Below are 16,586 nucleotides of genomic sequence, written 5' to 3'. Positions count from 1 at the left end.
GAGGCGTTTTCTTTTCCGTTACGCGTAACACGAACAACCTACAGCCTCGCTCATGCGGGGCTTTTTCGTTTCTGGAGATTGAGCCCTATGAGTTTCTTTCACGGCATCACTACTTCGCTGATCGACAATGGCGCGCGCACCATCTCGCTCCCGTCGTCCTCGATCATCGGCCTGTGCGACACCTTTACCCCGGGCTTGCTCGGCGGCGGTAGCGCCAAGGCGGGCGAGCTGAAGCTGATCACGTCCGAGCGTGAAGCCATTGCCGCCTTCGGCGCTGACTCGGCGATCACCCGGGCTTGCCAGGCGATCTATGTGCGAGCCAAGGCTGTAATCGTCGCCATTGGCGTCCCTAAGCTCGATGACGCCGCCCTGCAAACGTCCGCCATCATTGGTGGCGTTCTGGAGGGTGGGCAGCGTACAGGCCTTCAGGCGCTGCTGGACGGCAAGAGCCGACATAACGCCCAACCTAAGCTGCTGATTGCCCCGGGGCACTCGGCTACCCAGGCGGTGGCCACCGCCATGGATGCTCTGGCCGGCAAGCTGCGTGCAATTGCCATCGTTGATGGCCCGAACACTACCGATGAGGCCGCCATGGCCTACGCGCTGAACTTTGGCAGCAAGCGCATCTATTTGGTCGACCCGGGGGTGCAGTTCTGGAGCACCGTCGAAAGCGCGACCGTGGATGCTCCAGCCTCGGCCTGGGTGGCCGGTCTGTTTGCCTGGACCGATGCCGAGTACGGCTACTGGGCTTCGCCATCGAACAAAGAGTTTGTTGGCATCACCGGTACTACCCGTCCGGTGGAGTATCTGGACGGGGACGAGACGTGCCGGGCCAACCTGCTCAACAACGCGAACATCACCACCATCATTCGCGATGGCGGCTACCGCCTGTGGGGTAACCGCACTTGCTCGGCTGATGCCAAATGGTCGTTTGTTAGCCGCGTGCGTACCTGCGACATCCTCATGGATGCGATCCAGGCGGGCCACAAGTGGGCTGTAGACCGCTCGATCACGAAAACCTATGTGTCTGACGTCACTGAGGGGCTTCAAGCCTTCATGCGTGATCAGAAGAACGCCGGCGCGGTAATCAACTTTGAAGTCTACGCAGACACCGAGCGCAACACGGCCAGCCAAATCGAGCAGGGCAAAATCTACTGGCGCATTCGTTTCACCGACGTGCCGCCGGCCGAAAACCCGAATTTCCTGATCGAGGTCACCAACGAGTGGCTGACCGAAGTAATTGAAGCAGCCTAAGGGGGCCGAATAATGATTCCTGAAATGTTGACCAACTGCGTCATGTTCCTTGATGGCGTGAGTTTTTCCGGCGATGTGCCGTCTATGACGCTGCCCAAGCTCTCCACCAAATCCGAGGAATACCGGGGCGGTGGTATGAGCGGTCCCGTTGACTTGCCCACTGGCCTGGAAAAGCTGGAAGCGGCATGGACCACCAATGGCGTGCGTAAAGAGTCGCTGAAGTTCTTCGGTCTGGCGGATCAGACGGCGTGCAACGTTGTTTTTCGTGGCTCGTTCAAGGGCCAGAAAGGCACCGTCAAGGCGGTAACTGTAACGCTGCGCGGCTCTCTCAAAGAGTTGGATATGGGCGATTGGAAGCCAGGCGACAAGGCCGAAACCAAGCATGCCATGGCTGTCACCTACTACAAGCTCCAAATTGACGGTCGCGTGATGTACGAAATCGACTTTGCCAACATGGTGCAGGTGATCAACGGTGTTGATCAGCTGGCCGCTGAACGCTCGGCCCTGGGCCTCTAAGGATTGATGAAATGACCGATTCTCTTACCGCACCGCTGCCGTCCTGGCTGGTCCTGAGTGACGAAGGCGTTACCGTAACGCTCAAGCACAAGGCCAATCTCAATGGGGTTGTGACCGACAAGCTGGTGATGCGCGCGCCCAGCGTAAAGGATGTTATGGCCGCCAAGATCGCCGGCAATGGTGACCATGAAAAGTTGGAGCTGAACTTGTTTTCCAGCCTGCTCATGGCTACTGAGGCCGAACTCACAGCCCTCAAATACAAGGACTACATGCGCCTCCAGGCGGGCTATTTTCGCCTGGTTGAAGAGGACGACGTGTAGCGAGGGCACGCTTAAGGCGCTGGCCAAGCGCTTGGCAAAAGAGACGGGTTTCTCTTCTGTCGAGATCCTGGCCATGCCCTTTAACGTGATGGTGTGGTGGCTCACGGATTGAGCCGCTGTTGATCTACACGACGTATAGGGCGCGCACATGGCGAACAAACTTGCTCTCGGCCTGGTGATTGGCGGGGCCGTCAGCTCGACGGTAGGGGCGGCGTTCAAGGACGTCAGCAACAAAATAAAGAAGCTGGAGGAACAAGGTTCCCGGGCGCGGGTGCTGCAAAAGACCATCGGCGAAACCATGCGTTTGCGTGAGGAATGGCTCAAAGCGCACATGGCCGGCGAAAAGGGCGCTGATGCGCTGCGGCGGAAGCTGGAGAATAATCTGGACGGCCTGCGCAAGCAGGGCGTTGAGGTGCGCAACCTGACCAAGGCTTACGCGGCTATGGGGCAGGCGGCGACCAAGGCGGAGCTTAAAGCCAAGGGCCATATGCAGCTCGATGCTGGTAAACAGCAGTTGAAAAGCAGCATAGGCCAGGCGGCGGCGGCCACGGCCGCGATGGCCGTTCCTACGAAGGTTAGCGCGGACTTTGGCGCGATCATTCGTGACATTGCGATCAAGGCGAACATTGCCAACAAGCCCGAAGAAGCGCAGATGGCCAAGACGATTATTGGTACGTCGCGCGACACCGGCATGGCCCGTAATCAGGTGGCCGAGGTGGTCAACGCTCTGGTAGGGGCCGGCATGGAGCTGGACAAGGCCTTGTCATACGCACCGGTGGCGGCCAAGTTTGCGGTTGGCCAAGGTTCGGACGGCGGCGAGACTGCCCGCATGATCAATGCCCTGGGGCAGAACGCCAAAATCTCCGACCCGGCCGTGATGCAGCAGGCGCTGGAGGCTATCGCTTATCAGGGCCAAGCGGGCAGTTTTGAAGCGGCTGACATGGCTCGGTGGTTTCCTGACCTGTTGGCAAAAATGGGCAATATCGGCATTACCGGCATGGATGCTGTGACGCAACTGGGCTCAATGCTTCAGGTGCAAATGAAGACCGCCGGCGGCGCCGACGAAGCGGCCAACAACCTCAAGAACTGGATGGAGAAAATCGGTTCTGGCGATACGGTCAAGGCTTACAAGGATGCCGGGATTGACTACCAAGGGTCGATGAATACCGGCCTGCAGAACGGTAAATCAACCTTGGAGTCCAGCTTTGAGCTGGCTCAGAAGTACATTGCGGCAACTGATCCGAAGAAGGCGGCAGCGATGGCGGCCGCTACAGCGAAGATCAGTAAGGAAACGGACCCCGAAAAAGCCAAGGCCATGATTGCGTCCCTGGAGCAGGCTTTGCGTACCGGGGATCTGTTCGCAGACATGCAGGTCAAGGGCGCACTGACGGCCTACATGCAGAACAAAGAGCTGTATGACCAGCTCAAAAAAGACTCAGCAGACGCCACTGGGATTCTTGATAAGAACCTTGAGGAACGCCGGCAGGCGTCAGCGCAGAAATGGGCGGAAATGGCCCAGGGCATGGACGAGGCCATGCGCGCCATTGGTGATGCGTTTCGGCCTGTCACCGACAAAGTGGCGGATGGCTTGGCCTACGTTACCCAGGGCCTTGCCAAGCTGTCGGATGAATCACCCCGGGTTGTGACCGGCATCGGCGCCGCTGTTGCTGCTGTGATCGCGTTTCAGACCGCTATGAGCGGATTCAAGATCGCCAAGGGGTTGCTCAACCTTGGGCGCGGCACGTTGATGGGTAATCCCAATATCCCGCAAAAAGTCATTGTTACCAACATGCCAGTGGGCGGATCTGGTGGCATGGGAATGGGCGACCTCGATGACACCGGCGTGAAGGACGGGAAAGGCAAGGGCAAGGGCGGCGGCCGTGGCGGCCGAGGCCGAGGGCGCGGCATTGGGGCGGGCATGAAAGGGCCGGCGGTACTGGCGCTGGTTGAGGCTGGCTTTAAGGTCAAAGACACCTACGACAACGCCGAAACTCAGGACGAAAAAGCCGAAGGCTATGGCGCGGCGGCTGGCGGACTTGCCGGCACGCTCGCCGGTGCGGCGGCCGGGGCGGCCATCGGTTCGGCGGTACCAGTAATCGGCACCATCCTGGGCGGCCTAATTGGGGGCTACCTGGGAAGCTTGGGCGGCGACGCCTTGGGCGGTGCCATCGGCAAGTCGATGTTTGGCTCTGACGAGAGCAAGAACGCCATGCCCGTGGCTGGGCCGCTGATGATGAAGGATGCGGGCAAGGATATCCCGCCAGTGTTGGGAGATATCGCCAAGTCGTTTGCCCCGTCGCGTACGGGCCCGCTGATGTTGGCCAATCCCGGCCAGGGTGCTTTGCCTGCAACGCCTGACGCGGTCAGTCCGGGTGATGCTGCGCGGTCCATGATGATGCCCCAGGCCGGCGCCGACGCGGTAGCGGCGCCACTTGCTGCGGCCGTGGTGGCGAAGGTCCAGCCGGCAAAAGTCGAGGCCAAGGTGGACATTCACGCGCCTATTACGCTCACGGTGCAAGGCGATGTGAAAGACCCTAACGAGCTGCTGGCCCAGCTGCGGCCGCTGATGGAGCAGCAGCAGCGGGAAATCGCCCAGCAGCTCGAAAACCGCAAGTTGTACGACGCGCCGCATATCTAGGAGGGGAATATGGAGTCACTGGCACAGCTACAGTCCGGCCTGAAGTATTTGGCCACGGCCGGCGAAGCGGGCCGACGCAGTATCGACGGCATGATGGGGCCGGTTAACGGTGCCATCAGCGAAATCAGCGGCGCCGCCAATGAGCTGGAGGATCTTCCGTTTATTGGCCCGGCCGTGGGGGCAAAGCTTCAGCGGGTCATGCGGGGGATTGCGACTGCCCAGGCCAAGGTTGGCCAGGTCGTCGCCACCTACAACCGCGCTACGCGGGCCTTGTCGCAGATTGACGAGCGCATGGGCACGTTGAAAGAGCAGGCCGGGCGGGCGGCTACCGCGATCAACAAGATCGCCGGCATGATTGACCCGTCACTGGCGAACATCCTGCCAACCGGCGCCTTTGCCACGGATTCAACGCCGGCGAAAGAGGCGGTGAAGCCGTTCCCACACTTGCTGATCATTCAACCGCTGGACCCAAAGGCGCAGCCGTATTACTTCAACCTCGATACGGCGGCCTTCGATTCGCTGCGTCGCTCGACTGAATACCGCTGGGCCTCCCAGGAGCGCCTAACACGCCGGTCGGCCCAGCAGGCCGTGGGCATGGGTGACGAGAAAATCACGCTCAAGGGCGATATCTTTCCGGGCTACCGTGGCGGCCTGGGCCAGCTCAACACGTTGCGTTCAATAGGTTCCCAGCTCAAGCCGGTGACCCTGACTACGGGCTATGGCACTGTGCTTGGCACCTGGTGCCTCAAGACCATTGATGAAGACCAAAGCGCGCTGATGCAGGGTGGTATCCCCCGCAAACAGGCCTTTACCTTGGAGTTTGTGCGCTATGGCGACGACATGCAGAACATCTGACGGGGATCTGCTGGACACCATTTGCCATAACTTCTATGGCCACCTGGCGGGCAGTGTCGAGGCGGTACTTGCCGCCAATCAGGGTTTGGCGGACGAGGATCAGCCCTATCGCGCCGGCGTGGTGATTGTCCTGCCGGATCTGCCGGGCCCCGTGGATGAGCAAGTAGCCTTGTGGGATTGATTCAGTTCTATCGGCTGCGCCCTTGTTCCGTTACGCGTAACGCCTCCCATCCTTAAAGCCCGCCTTGTGCGGGTTTTTTTATTGGCCAATGCCCTATGACCCCCAAATTTAGAATCGTCGCGAACGGTTCCGATATTACGTCGCTGATTAACGATCGGCTTTTGCTGTTGCGCACCACGGACAAGCCCAGCATGGAGTCGGACGAATTTGAGTTGCGCATTGATGACCGCGACGGCCTGGTGACGTTGCCCAAGCGCGGTGCCGGGATCGAGGTCTATATGGGCTATGCCGAAACGTCCCTGGTGCGCCTGGGGCGTTACGTGGTTGATGAGATCGAGGTGACCGGCCCGCCTGACACTATCGTTATCCGGGGTAAGGCCAGCGACATGCGCGGCACCGGTAAATCCATTCGTAGCGGTAGCTGGGAAGATGTGTCGTTGTCGAAAATCGTTTCCGATATCGCAGCGCGTAACGGCTGGACGCCGGCATGTACCATCGCCACGAAGGTCGCCCGGGCTGATCAGCTTCATGAATCCGACTTCAGTTTTGTCACGCGCTTGGCCAAGCAGTACGACTGCACCGCCAAGGTCGGCGACGGCAAACTGATGGTGATGCAGCGCCAAGCGGGGCTAAGTGCCAGCGGCAAGGTGATTGCCGCGATCACCCTCACGCGCAGCGACGTAAGCCGCTGGCAGTTTCGTTTGGGCGACCGTAATGCACATAAGGCGGTGGCGGCCAAGCATCAAGACAAAAAGACGGGCACGTTATCGGTGGTTTCACTGGACAACGAGGACGTGCCGGACGGCCTGCCGGCAGTGCACACCGACCGCCATATTCATCCGAACAAGACCGCCGCCGAATCAGCGGCTAAGGCGCGCTTGGCTGCGTTCAACCGGTCGACGGCGGGCGTGCGTCTGGAGATGCCAGGGCGCACGGACTTGTTCGCGGAGCGCTCTATCAACGCCCAGGGCTTCAAGGTGGGGCTCGATGGCGAGTATCTGGTGGATTCCGTGGAGCAGACATTCACCCAAGCCGGCTGGTCCACCACCGTCGAGTGCAACGGCGGCAAAAAGGGCAAAGCAAAAGCAAAGGGCAAGAAGCCGAAGAAAGCCGCGAAGCCCGTCAAGGTTGTCAGCCTGGCGTAGCGACTCTTTGCCCCATCCAACCGCCGCGTGCGGGTTATTCACGTTAGGAGCTTGTATGCCAATTACTCAGCAGCAGTTGCTGCAAATTCTTCCCAACGCCCGCCAAGTCGCGGGCGTTTTTGTTCCTGTGTTGAACACGGCCATGAGCCGCTACGGCATCGTCGGCCAACTACGTGTCGCCGCATTCATCGCTCAGGTTGGGCATGAGTCGGCCCAGTTGCGCCATGTTCGTGAAATTTGGGGTCCAACGACGCAGCAAGCCTGCTATGAGGGCCGGTCCGACCTGGGCAATACCGAGAAGGGGGATGGCTCCAAGTACCGTGGGCGCGGCCTGATCCAAGTCACTGGCCGGGCGAACTACACCGCATGCGGCGAAGCACTGGGCCTCGACCTGATCGCACAGCCCGAGCTATTGGAATTGCCACAGCACGCCACGATGTCGGCGGCGTGGTTCTGGTCAACCCGTGGGTTGAACACTTTGGCGGATCAGGGGCAGTTCGTGAAGATCACTCGGCGCATCAATGGTGGACTCACCGGGCAGGACGACCGGCAGGCTTTGTACGACAAGGCGCTGAAGGTGCTGGCATGACGCCAGTGCAGAATCTGGCTTGCGTGTTTGTGGCGATGGCGATTGCTAGTTTTTCGACATGGAAGGTGCAGGACTGGCGCTATGACGGAATCGTGGCCAAGCAGGCCGGTCTGTTCCAAGAAGATTTGAATCTGATCAGCGCGGCAGCTGCCAAGCAGGAAAAAGACGCTACCGATAGGCGTTTGGCCCTGGAGCAACGACTGGTGGGTCAAGATCAACAATACTCCCTGGAGCTATCCAATGCCCAACGTAATCAGGCTGCTCTACGTGATCGCCTTGCCACTGCTGATGTGCGGCTGTCAGTCCTTCTCGACGCCAAGTATTCAGCCGGTAGCTGCTACATGCCTGCCACCCCCGGAGCCGCCGGCGTGGTTCATGCAGCCCGTAGAGCCCAACTTGACCCAGCGCATGCGCAACGAATTATCGCCATAACCGATGGCGGTGATAACGGCCTGATAGCTTTACGAGCATGCCAAGATTACGTCCGAGCTATAAACCACTCGCATTGAAACTTAATAATTGGCATGTCAGATAAAGCGTATTACTCGAGTTCATTCAGCAGCGGGGTGGTGAAAAAAACGCACCCGATCAACGTTGCAAACAAAACTAAGGTCTCCTCCAGCTCCGGGTCATCAAATAATATCGAGCGCGAATCTAAGGCGCACAGAGCACCATATAGCCGCCCATCGGGAAGGAAGATAGGAACACCTGCGTAGCTTTCTATCGCATAGCGTTTAACCACAGCACGAGTTGAGTATCTGCCGTCTTCGCTGATTTTAGGGATGAAAAGTGCCTTAGGGTTTCTACGGAGTTCGCTGCAAAGCGTAATTTCCAACTCCAGTGTGTCCCCTGCCTCTATCCCCATATGAAACGGGTCGTAAGCTGAGCAGACGACCCAGTCTGTTTCGGTGAATTTCGCAATCCCGGCAAATCGCATTCCCGTAAGGCGTGTTACGAGCTTCAATATGCTACTAGTCGCCTCAACCTCAGCCAAAGCGGACCGCTCATCTAAATTAAGCACAGAGTGTAAGGTGACTTCGGGCCTAACCATATTCACCTATCCTGTGATTAGCTGAGCGGGCCGTATTGGGCTATGCCAGATTGTGCCACAACCCAAAAAAATTTATTTGCCCCATCTGCTACGTTCTGAATCGAAGAACCAAATCGTTTAGGTTAACGGCCAAGCGAGAAAGCTCGTTGCTCGCGGTAAGTGTTTGGCGGGTGCCTTCACTGCTCTGCACTGCGAGGTCACGGATGCTTATTAGACTACGATCAACATCCCGCGCCACGTGAGCCTGTTCTTCAGATGCGGTCGCAATTTGGATATTCCGATCGTTAATTTCGAGCACGGAATCAATGATCTGCTGCAGCGACTGGCCTGCTTGTTCTGCCGTATCTCGCGTGCTGTAGACCTCTGATGTGCTCTTTTGCATTGATTCGACTGCTGCAGAAGAGCCTGCTTGAATCGTGGATATCATCTGTTCAATTTCTTGTGTCGATGTTTGTGTTCGGTGTGCCAGCGCACGAACTTCATCTGCGACCACTGCGAAGCCGCGGCCCTGCTCTCCTGCACGAGCTGCTTCAATTGCGGCATTCAAAGCGAGCAGGTTGGTTTGCTCAGCAATCGCCCTAATCACACTGAGAACTTTGCTAATGTCTTGAGCTTGGCCTGCGAGCTCTTTCACCTGATCTGATGACACTTCAACCAAATCTGTCAAGCTGCGCATCGCCGTTAAGGTCTCAGTTACTTTTTGATTGCCGAGATCTGCAGCTATGCTCGACTGCATTGCCGCCTCAGATGTGGAGTTGGCGTTCCGTGCAACCTCTTCAACCGCCGCACTCATTTCAGTTACTGCTGTGGCAGCTTGCTCTATTTCACTATTCTGCTGCTGAAGTGTGCGATCAGCGCTTTCAGTGATCGAGGTCATTTCAACGGCAGCGGTACTCAGTTGGGACGAAGCCCCCGAGATTTCTAAGATTGTGTGTCGCAAATTTTTCTGCATGAGGTTCAGTGCATGCATCAAGCGCGAAGCTTCATCTGAACCTGTAACTTCTAGATCGTGAGTAAGGTCGCCAGCAGCGATATTCTCCGCCAATTTAAGTGATGAGCTGATTGGACTTACGATGCTTTTAGTGAACAAAATAGCCAGCGCTATGGTTAAGAAAAATGCCACGATCAGCACCGTCACCAAGACTTTGACGCTGTGGTTGTATACGTCGGTCGCATCTATTCCAGATACCACCGCCTGGCGTGCATTTTGCTCTCGCAACAGTGTTAGTTGCTCTTGATAGGCGATCGCTCTTTGTGCCTGCTCCGTGTTGGCAAAAATTACAGCCTGATCATGATCAGATGAATCCAGAGCGATTACTTTTTTGAGACCGTCGATGTACGCAGTCATAGCCTGGTTGGCCTTTGCAAACTGGATTTCGTCCTGCTCTCCAGACATCAAATGTGCACGATAGAAATCAGTTTTAACCTGAAGTGTCTGTATGGCTTCTTCGACCTTTGACAGCGAGTAATCATGCACCTCTGTCGTGCTACTTGAGAGCATGCGGATACTCTCAAGGCGGGCGTGAAGAAGGGCGATCTGAATATCGTCAATGACCTGGATACTCGGAAGGGAGTTTTGCTCAATGTTCTGTTCTGCAGCGCGCAGCCGATCAATTTGCAGATAAGAGAAGCCTGCCAAGCTGATCAGTAGGAATGTGATCAGGCCAAAACAGACGAAAGCTCGTCGCGCGATGCTTAAGGATCTCAATTTCATGTAGGCCTCCGAGGGCCGAATTTAGTGGCGTTGGATTTCCACGTCATTTCAAAGGATCACAAACAAAGGCAGCATTTTCACCTCGTACAGTGATTTCTATCTGCAGCTTGCGGGCATATGCATGAAACGAGGTATGCAAAAAAATGTATCGGAATGATAGATGTCCTAAATAATTGCGCGCTAAGTAACTGCGAGTGCGCTCGCGCGTACGTTTCACAGGTTTTGGCTACGTTAGGACGTGGGCGCACCATGCTATAGGCGAGCAGTTACAAGCAGCGCACATAGCAGGACTTTACAAACACGCTGTCGTATCGAGATCATTTGGACAAGGACCCGGCGCTATGGATATGCGGCTTCCAGGTTTTCATTTCTGCTTACCCTGGGATGGGTGGTTGTAGTGATTGGGGTGATGTCCTTTTTTGGCATTTAACCCCTCTCGCCTGATGACTGAACTTAATGAATACAGAGTACCTCTGAAATACTACATCCACTCATTTGGATCGGTATTATGAGTATTGGTGCGAGATTGAAGTCAGAGCGATTGAGGCCAGGGTTTTCACAACCTGCTGTTGGTAGCATCGGCGAAATTGAGGTAAATGCGCAGTGCCGCTACGAAAGCGGCATTCGTCTTCCTCGGGCAGATTATTTAGCTGCTGTCGCGAAAGCCGGCATAGACATATTGTTTGTCATCACCGGTGAGCGAAGTCAAAACGGCAACGCAGATTCTGCAAAAGCTGTTGAGGCTCTCGATAGTGCGAAGGAATGCCTTGAAAAAGCGAAGGAACTGATCCACTAAATCCTATAACAGTTTCAGATATTAGGCTGGATCAACTGTGGCCCCTTGTTCCGCACATCACCCACGGCCGTATCGACCTTAAACCATTCAAAGACCTCGGCAGGTTCGCCCTGGTGCAGCACCATCTGTTCGGCGCGCTCCTTGGACGTGGCTGGGTCCAGCCATTTCCGGGCCAGATCCGGCGTCAGCACCACGGGGCGCCGGTCGTGGATGCCTACCGTGCCGCCGGCGCTGTCGGCGGTGATGATCACAAACCCGTCATGCTCGCGTGGCCCTTCATCTGCGTCCGGTAGTTGGCCCATCGCGGCGCAGAATATCGGCGCGCCATCCCGACGGCGGATTAGGTAGGGCTGCTTCTTGGGACCGCCTTCGTCTACCCACTCAAACCAGTTATCGATGGGTGTGATCGCCCGGTGCGGCCATATCGCACGGAAGAACGGCCCGTGAGCCACCTTCTCCACGCGGGCATTGATTGGTGCGGCGCGGTCCTTGGCCCAGTGAGGGCACCATCCCCAGCGCACCGAATCGGCGTGCAGCAAGTCACCTTGTAGGTGGATTAGGGCAACCTGGGTCTACAGTGCAACGTTGAACGTCCGATCGGCTGGTCACCCACGGAATTCGCCAAGGCATTGGGCGTGCTCAAAGCGGCAACAAAGTCGTGGATTCCTCGGTACTGCGTCAATCTTCCACACATGGTCAGGCCCTCTCAATCCTCGGAAGCTTAGACAATCGTAAAAGGTCGAGGCCTCATTTCGTTGACGATTCGGCGTAGTTCACCCGCTTCACGGGTACTCACATTGTCAGATGTCGTGAGGTCGTCTATTTGTTTGCGCATCGCGGCCGCTTCCGCACCACGCTCGCGCAGGTAGCCCGCATACTCGGAGTTCCTGGCTTGGGTCTCCAGCAGCATTTGGCTAATGCCGAATACATCCTCGTGCGCCTTGCATAGCAGGCGGTTTAGTTCTTGGATCTCGTTCTCCAAGAGGCGGCAGTGCTGGCGGTACATTTCGAGGGGCGTGGGAGGCCGAGCCACCCGCAGGTGTCTTCATCGATGTTCATCGTGGGTCGATCCGGAGGCTGTATGCGCATACAGTAATCGAGGATCTATAGTTACGCGATTCAAGGCGACGAGCTGTAGGGTTACTCCGGTGACATAAGCGCGGCCAGCGGGGGTTTTATGAACTCTTCGTTATCGTCGTTGGTGTGCAGCGCGGCCCGGATGTTCTCGGCGACATCTGCTGAGCCACGCTGCTCCACCCAGTTCGATAGCTCCATGATGCACGCTTGAAGGGCAAGCTGGTTTTCGTAGAGCTTGGAGAGTAGGGAAGGGAGCAGATCTGAGTTGGGCATCGGCGTTCCTCTGGTAGAGCGAATAGCGTAGCAGCCGGTTTTATTTGGGAAGTTGTGTTCGGTTGGCAGAACGCCGGGGGAGGGAAGAAATCGTTTCCGCAACCTGATGCACGCCCCTTGATCTGCGCGGCTTGTAGGTCATCCAAAAATGCTCTGGTGCGGAAACGATGGGGGGTCTAAGCTGTTGATTAATATCATTAAGTCTACAGTCTTGAAAACCGGCGGACGTTAATAGCGTCTCCAGGGTTCGAATCCCTGGTTTCCCGCCAAGATTTACACAAAAGCCTCGCGAAAGCGGGGCTTTTGCGTTTCTGGGGTTTGGTACAAAAAACGTCTTGTCTTCTTATCGTTTCCGCATCATCTCAAGCGGTTTGCGTAACGCGGTGCAAATTGCGGTCACCGGCTGATTTTCCCACCGGACACCGTGTTGAAGGCCTTAGTTGATTGGTTTGAACTGCTGATTCCACCAGGTGCCGAAACAGCTACCACCCAGAGGACATAGCAATGACTGAAGAAAAGAAGAAAGAACCCGAGCAAGAAACCCCGGCGCACTCTACTGAGCAAGAACGGGAGCGCCTGAAAGACTTCAACAAAGACGGCATTCCGCCTGGTACGTGCTGAACGCTCGCGGCCGGTGCTGCGCATCGCAGATAACGTGCTAGTCAAATAAACGAAAACCCCGCGATCGCGGGGTTTTTCGGAAGCGCCATTGGTTCCGGCCGTCAACACCTACTCAACGGTGCAGACCCAAAGATGATTCCGCCGATACGGTGCGCGGGTAAAGTGCACATCTGAAACCAGATTCATCCCGCGCAGTTGCAGCGCTTCGGTCAGTTGTACGAGTGTCTCTGCCTGGATAGTCATTGCTGTTACCTCGTCAGATTTACTGCGTTCATAATTCTTGACCAGGCAGACAACCGGCAAATTCAAATTTTCTACGAGCGCGATAGATGTGCGGTGTTACCCGCTCCTCGACGAGGTGGTTTGGCTTTGTTCAGGGCAATAATGGCCCACGCCACTCTTGTAGCTGATGGGAAGGCAGGGAATTACCGATCAGCAAAAAAGCTGAGCCACCGAAAGCAGGCAAATAAACTGTGCAAACACTTGTGCTCGAATAGGATGTTTCATTGCCGTGACCCTCATCTACAGCTGCTGGTGGTAGTGCCGTGAGCGATTCAGACAACCGCGCCATGCCGATCGGACGTCATGAAGCCACGTTGAATCGTCAACAACTCTCGCAACTGTTGATTGAGTATAGGTCTTGAAATGAATTTTTCACGATTGGTCTGACTCACTCGCCCGCCCGGCGCGCGTTACAACTATCTGGCCGCCCACATTGCACTTTTTTTCATTTCTCCAATCTATCTTTGTCGCAGCCCCGCCGACCCCGGGTGGGCAAGAGAACCAGATCGGGTGCCGATGGATCGCACGTTACTTTTATTCAAGATTCGATGGATGCGCCGGCCTCTGTGGCTGGCTGCGCTGTTAATGCTCTGTGCAGGTGGTTGCACCCAGCAGCAAAGTCAGGATATCGCCAGGCAATTCACCAATGGCAAACCCGACGAGTTCTTCCAGACCAGCGTTGACCGCATGGCGACCCTGGGCATGCGCGATAACCTGCAAAGCTTGTATTTGCTGATGAACAAGCTCTATTTGCGCAACCCCAACCAATGGCGCCAGTCCGGTTACCCGGATGCGGTGACGGCTGCGCGGGAGATCCGTCGGGCCATTGAGCAGCGCCAATCGCTACCAGCCCTTGGGGACCGGCGTGACCTGGCGGCCCTTAGTTACTCTTTGAGCCCGGAGTTCAAAGGCGATCGCGTCGGCGCGTTTATTTATGCCATCGGCAGCATGCTGGTGACCGCCCACGGGGGGCGCACCGAGTTCTACATGACCGACTCGATCAACCCGCAGTTCGTCAGCAATGCCGCGCGCAATATCGAGAAGGCCACCTGGTTGCTCAGCAAGCGCCAGGATACGAATGGCGTGCTGCTGTTATTTTCCAACGAGATCTCGGAGGAGGGCAGCAACCTCAGTTTTGCCGTGGAGTTCGGTAAGATCGTCGCGCGCCTGGACCTGTTGACCCAGATGCTCGATGAGCGCTACCGGCGGATTGGGCTGAATTATGCACAAAGCTTGCTGCTGATGAATTTCCTGCCGGTGCAGTGATGCACTTCGTCACGTTCTCCGCTGGCAGCGTTTTTGGCACCTTGCGCGCACTTGATGTGTTGCCCAAGAAGCTTTGAGAACGCGCAAATACTCGAAATCCTGACCCTCTTCACTCCGCTCATCGGTACCGCGTTGGAGCTGCAACGCAACAGGTCATGAGCTGATCAACGCCATTCGGCGTGTTATTTCCCTTTCCTGTGTAGGAAAGGGCCTATCTTGCATCCCGGCGCTTGAAACACCCCGTCGCGCGCAATAGCCTCGGATTTTTCCGAAAAAATGAGGCCATACCTTGGGTAAGCGAAAAACGGTTTGGCCGACAGAACGGGAAATACGCCTGCGCTTTATCCTCTTCGCCGTGATCGACGCGGCGAGTGGCCAGGGCGTTCCTGCTGAGGTGTTACTGCCAGCGCACAAACTGCTGCGTGACTCACCGACCCAGGCGCAGTTGCTGGATGCCCTGGCTGAGATTCTTGCCACCGATGAAATGCACGGGTTCAGGTTTCCGCCGGGTTCGGAGGCGGAAGAATTGATGTGGGCGTTGGAGGCATCCAACCAATAGCAACATCCGTTAGACCGTTTATTTCCTTACGGTTGGAGCCCATTCCAGGATCGAATATCCCCAGCGTCGATTGACGCTATACAGCAGGCGGAGTTAACGCAGTAACACCGTTATCGTCATCATCACGTCCGTCACAGCTGTTTTGATTGTCTAAGCCGTCTCCAGAACGTCCATTCCTGCTGCTCTGCCGCCGTCTTGCGCAGTTGCCTGGTATCTCTAGAATCGGCGCCAGAACTTAGCCATTTCCTGTCGATTACGGAGTTTCGAACATGATGAATGCAATGCAGATGCCGATGAACACTTCCATGCCAATGATGCCGATGATGGGCATGCCGATGATGATGGCAACCATGAACTGCGAAATGGCCGGCGACGCCATGATGTGCACCATGAAGCCTGCAGCCGGCATGGACATGGCTCAGTTCAAGACCAACGCCGAAATGATGGCGATGATGATGAACTGCGGCATGCCGATGATGATGCAGTGCGCCAACCTGTCGATGATGTGCATGTCGGCTGACGCCATGAAGATGATGACTGACATGAACATGCCGATGATGGCCATGGGCATGTCGATGCCAATGATGAAGTGCATGATGGAATGCACCCTGATGGGCGACAGCATGCAGTGCAAAATGATGCCGATGCCGGGCATGAGCATGGCCATGATGGAAAACTGCTGCATGCTGATGAACAAGTTGATGAACGACTGCGCCATGCCGATGATGATGAGCTGCAATGGCATGCCGATGATGTGCTGCACCTGCTGACAGGTCCCGCGCAAAAAAAACGCCCCGAGTATTCGGGGCGTTTTGCATTTCAGTCCAGGCGTTCCGGGTAGGTGATCACCAGGAAGGCCACCGCCTCGCTGTCTGCCGGGTTGCGGTAGCGGTGGGGCTGGTCGGCGTAGAACAGGATCGAATCGCCGGTGGAGAGCAGGTAACGCTCATCGTTGACGCTGACCTCCAGCACACCTTGGGCTACCACCAGGTTTTCCTGGATACCGGGGCCGTGGCCTTCGGACACTTCTTCGCCGAGTGCACGCAAGCGAATCTCGTAGAACTCGGACTGGCGCGCCGTATCGTAGGGGAACAACGCGCGGCTGGTAAATGCACCGTCGGCACTCACCAGGCGCTTGCTCTGTTGCGCCGGCAGCACCTCCACCCCTTCAAACGCGCGATCCTCCAGAAACGCCGCGACTGACACCTTCAAACCCTTGGCAATCTTGCACAGCACCTTGATCGACGGCACGCTGCGCCCGGATTCGATTTGCGCCAGCATCGCCCGGCTCACGCCGCAGGCGCGCGCCAGGCCATCGAGTGACAGGTGGCGCTTGCTGCGCAGGCGTTGCAGGTTGTGTGCGACGCACAGGCTGATCACATCGTCGTCGAGGGTCGGTTTGGGCAGGGGTTCGGGCGGTTCGGGCAGCACCTGCAGAAAACTCATCGG

General features: G+C 56.7%; 18 protein-coding genes and 1 pseudogene. 13 read left to right on the top strand and 6 right to left on the bottom strand.

Annotation, left to right across the window (positions count from 1 at the left end):
* Window positions 1–87 precede the first annotated feature (87 nt).
* From WBR57_RS01425 to WBR57_RS01385, 9 genes are all read left to right on the top strand, one after another.
* A complete protein-coding gene (locus WBR57_RS01425; RefSeq protein WP_424081446.1) occupies window positions 88–1,254 on the top strand; it encodes a phage tail sheath subtilisin-like domain-containing protein in 1,167 nt (388 codons plus the stop codon).
* A gap of 12 nt (window positions 1,255–1,266) precedes the next feature.
* Complete coding sequence (locus tag WBR57_RS01420; protein ID WP_424081444.1) at window positions 1,267–1,770, top strand: phage major tail tube protein; 504 nt, start codon at window positions 1,267–1,269, stop codon at window positions 1,768–1,770.
* A gap of 11 nt (window positions 1,771–1,781) precedes the next feature.
* Window positions 1,782–2,090: a phage tail assembly protein gene (locus tag WBR57_RS01415; protein ID WP_424081442.1), complete on the top strand. Its 309-nt coding sequence runs from the start codon at window positions 1,782–1,784 to the stop codon at window positions 2,088–2,090.
* Between the two features lie 148 nt (window positions 2,091–2,238).
* Window positions 2,239–4,728, top strand: coding sequence for a phage tail tape measure protein (locus WBR57_RS01410; RefSeq protein ID WP_424081440.1), 2,490 nt, complete (start codon window positions 2,239–2,241; stop codon window positions 4,726–4,728).
* A gap of 9 nt (window positions 4,729–4,737) precedes the next feature.
* Complete coding sequence (locus tag WBR57_RS01405; RefSeq protein WP_424081438.1) at window positions 4,738–5,583, top strand: phage tail protein; 846 nt, start codon at window positions 4,738–4,740, stop codon at window positions 5,581–5,583.
* Window positions 5,558–5,764: a tail protein X gene (locus WBR57_RS01400; RefSeq protein WP_314563039.1), complete on the top strand. Its 207-nt coding sequence runs from the start codon at window positions 5,558–5,560 to the stop codon at window positions 5,762–5,764. The genes WBR57_RS01405 and WBR57_RS01400 overlap by 26 nt, the downstream gene beginning before the upstream one ends.
* A 95-nt stretch (window positions 5,765–5,859) precedes the next feature.
* Window positions 5,860–6,909: a phage late control D family protein gene (locus WBR57_RS01395; protein WP_424081436.1), complete on the top strand. Its 1,050-nt coding sequence runs from the start codon at window positions 5,860–5,862 to the stop codon at window positions 6,907–6,909.
* A gap of 55 nt (window positions 6,910–6,964) precedes the next feature.
* Window positions 6,965–7,498: a glycoside hydrolase family 19 protein gene (locus WBR57_RS01390; RefSeq protein ID WP_424081434.1), complete on the top strand. Its 534-nt coding sequence runs from the start codon at window positions 6,965–6,967 to the stop codon at window positions 7,496–7,498.
* Window positions 7,495–8,007 (top strand): lysis protein, encoded by a 513-nt coding sequence (locus WBR57_RS01385; RefSeq protein WP_424081432.1) that lies wholly within the window; start codon window positions 7,495–7,497, stop codon window positions 8,005–8,007. Before WBR57_RS01390 ends, WBR57_RS01385 begins: the two co-directional genes overlap by 4 nt.
* Before the next feature lie 32 nt (window positions 8,008–8,039).
* Here WBR57_RS01385 and WBR57_RS01380 read toward each other — a convergent pair whose 3' ends face one another.
* Together WBR57_RS01380 and WBR57_RS01375 are read right to left on the bottom strand one after the other, a co-directional pair.
* Window positions 8,040–8,549, bottom strand: a complete 510-nt coding sequence (locus tag WBR57_RS01380) for a GAF domain-containing protein (protein WP_424081430.1) — start codon at window positions 8,547–8,549, stop codon at window positions 8,040–8,042.
* Window positions 8,550–8,637: 88 nt separating this feature from the next.
* Window positions 8,638–10,263, bottom strand: coding sequence for a methyl-accepting chemotaxis protein (locus tag WBR57_RS01375; RefSeq protein WP_424081428.1), 1,626 nt, complete (start codon window positions 10,261–10,263; stop codon window positions 8,638–8,640).
* A 508-nt stretch (window positions 10,264–10,771) separates the two neighbouring features.
* Here WBR57_RS01375 and WBR57_RS01370 point away from each other — a divergent pair.
* Window positions 10,772–11,059: a helix-turn-helix domain-containing protein gene (locus WBR57_RS01370; RefSeq protein WP_424081426.1), complete on the top strand. Its 288-nt coding sequence runs from the start codon at window positions 10,772–10,774 to the stop codon at window positions 11,057–11,059.
* A gap of 14 nt (window positions 11,060–11,073) precedes the next feature.
* On the opposite strand, the pseudogene WBR57_RS01365 reads toward WBR57_RS01370, so the two are convergent.
* The 3 genes and pseudogenes from WBR57_RS01365 to WBR57_RS01355 all read right to left on the bottom strand — a co-directional run bounded on the left by WBR57_RS01365 (window position 11,074) and on the right by WBR57_RS01355 (window position 12,409).
* Window positions 11,074–11,753: pseudogene (locus WBR57_RS01365) on the bottom strand (SOS response-associated peptidase family protein).
* A 27-nt stretch (window positions 11,754–11,780) separates the two neighbouring features.
* Window positions 11,781–12,065: a hypothetical protein gene (locus tag WBR57_RS01360; protein ID WP_424081424.1), complete on the bottom strand. Its 285-nt coding sequence runs from the start codon at window positions 12,063–12,065 to the stop codon at window positions 11,781–11,783.
* A 134-nt stretch (window positions 12,066–12,199) separates the two neighbouring features.
* Entirely contained in the window at window positions 12,200–12,409 is a 210-nt protein-coding gene (locus WBR57_RS01355) for a hypothetical protein (protein ID WP_424081422.1), read from the bottom strand.
* A 1,455-nt stretch (window positions 12,410–13,864) separates the two neighbouring features.
* Here WBR57_RS01355 and WBR57_RS01350 point away from each other — a divergent pair.
* The 3 genes from WBR57_RS01350 (at window position 13,865) to WBR57_RS01340 (ending at window position 15,907) form a co-directional block, all read left to right on the top strand.
* On the top strand, window positions 13,865–14,578 hold the full coding sequence (locus WBR57_RS01350) for a hypothetical protein (RefSeq protein WP_424081420.1): 714 nt from the start codon (window positions 13,865–13,867) through the stop codon (window positions 14,576–14,578).
* Window positions 14,579–14,867: 289 nt separating this feature from the next.
* Window positions 14,868–15,137 carry a hypothetical protein gene (locus WBR57_RS01345; protein WP_424081418.1) on the top strand — a complete coding sequence of 90 codons (270 nt, stop codon included), beginning with the start codon at window positions 14,868–14,870 and terminating at the stop codon, window positions 15,135–15,137.
* 269 nt (window positions 15,138–15,406) lie between these two features.
* Window positions 15,407–15,907, top strand: coding sequence for a hypothetical protein (locus tag WBR57_RS01340; protein WP_424081416.1), 501 nt, complete (start codon window positions 15,407–15,409; stop codon window positions 15,905–15,907).
* A gap of 49 nt (window positions 15,908–15,956) precedes the next feature.
* On the opposite strand, the gene WBR57_RS01335 is transcribed toward WBR57_RS01340, so the two are convergent.
* Complete coding sequence (locus WBR57_RS01335; RefSeq protein ID WP_424081414.1) at window positions 15,957–16,583, bottom strand: helix-turn-helix domain-containing protein; 627 nt, start codon at window positions 16,581–16,583, stop codon at window positions 15,957–15,959.
* Window positions 16,584–16,586 lie beyond the last annotated feature (3 nt).

The sequence above is a fragment of the Pseudomonas sp. genome, from assembly GCF_049590575.1.
In the GTDB taxonomy this organism is placed as follows: domain Bacteria; phylum Pseudomonadota; class Gammaproteobacteria; order Pseudomonadales; family Pseudomonadaceae; genus Aquipseudomonas.
This window is presented reverse-complemented; position numbering and strand designations above follow the sequence as displayed.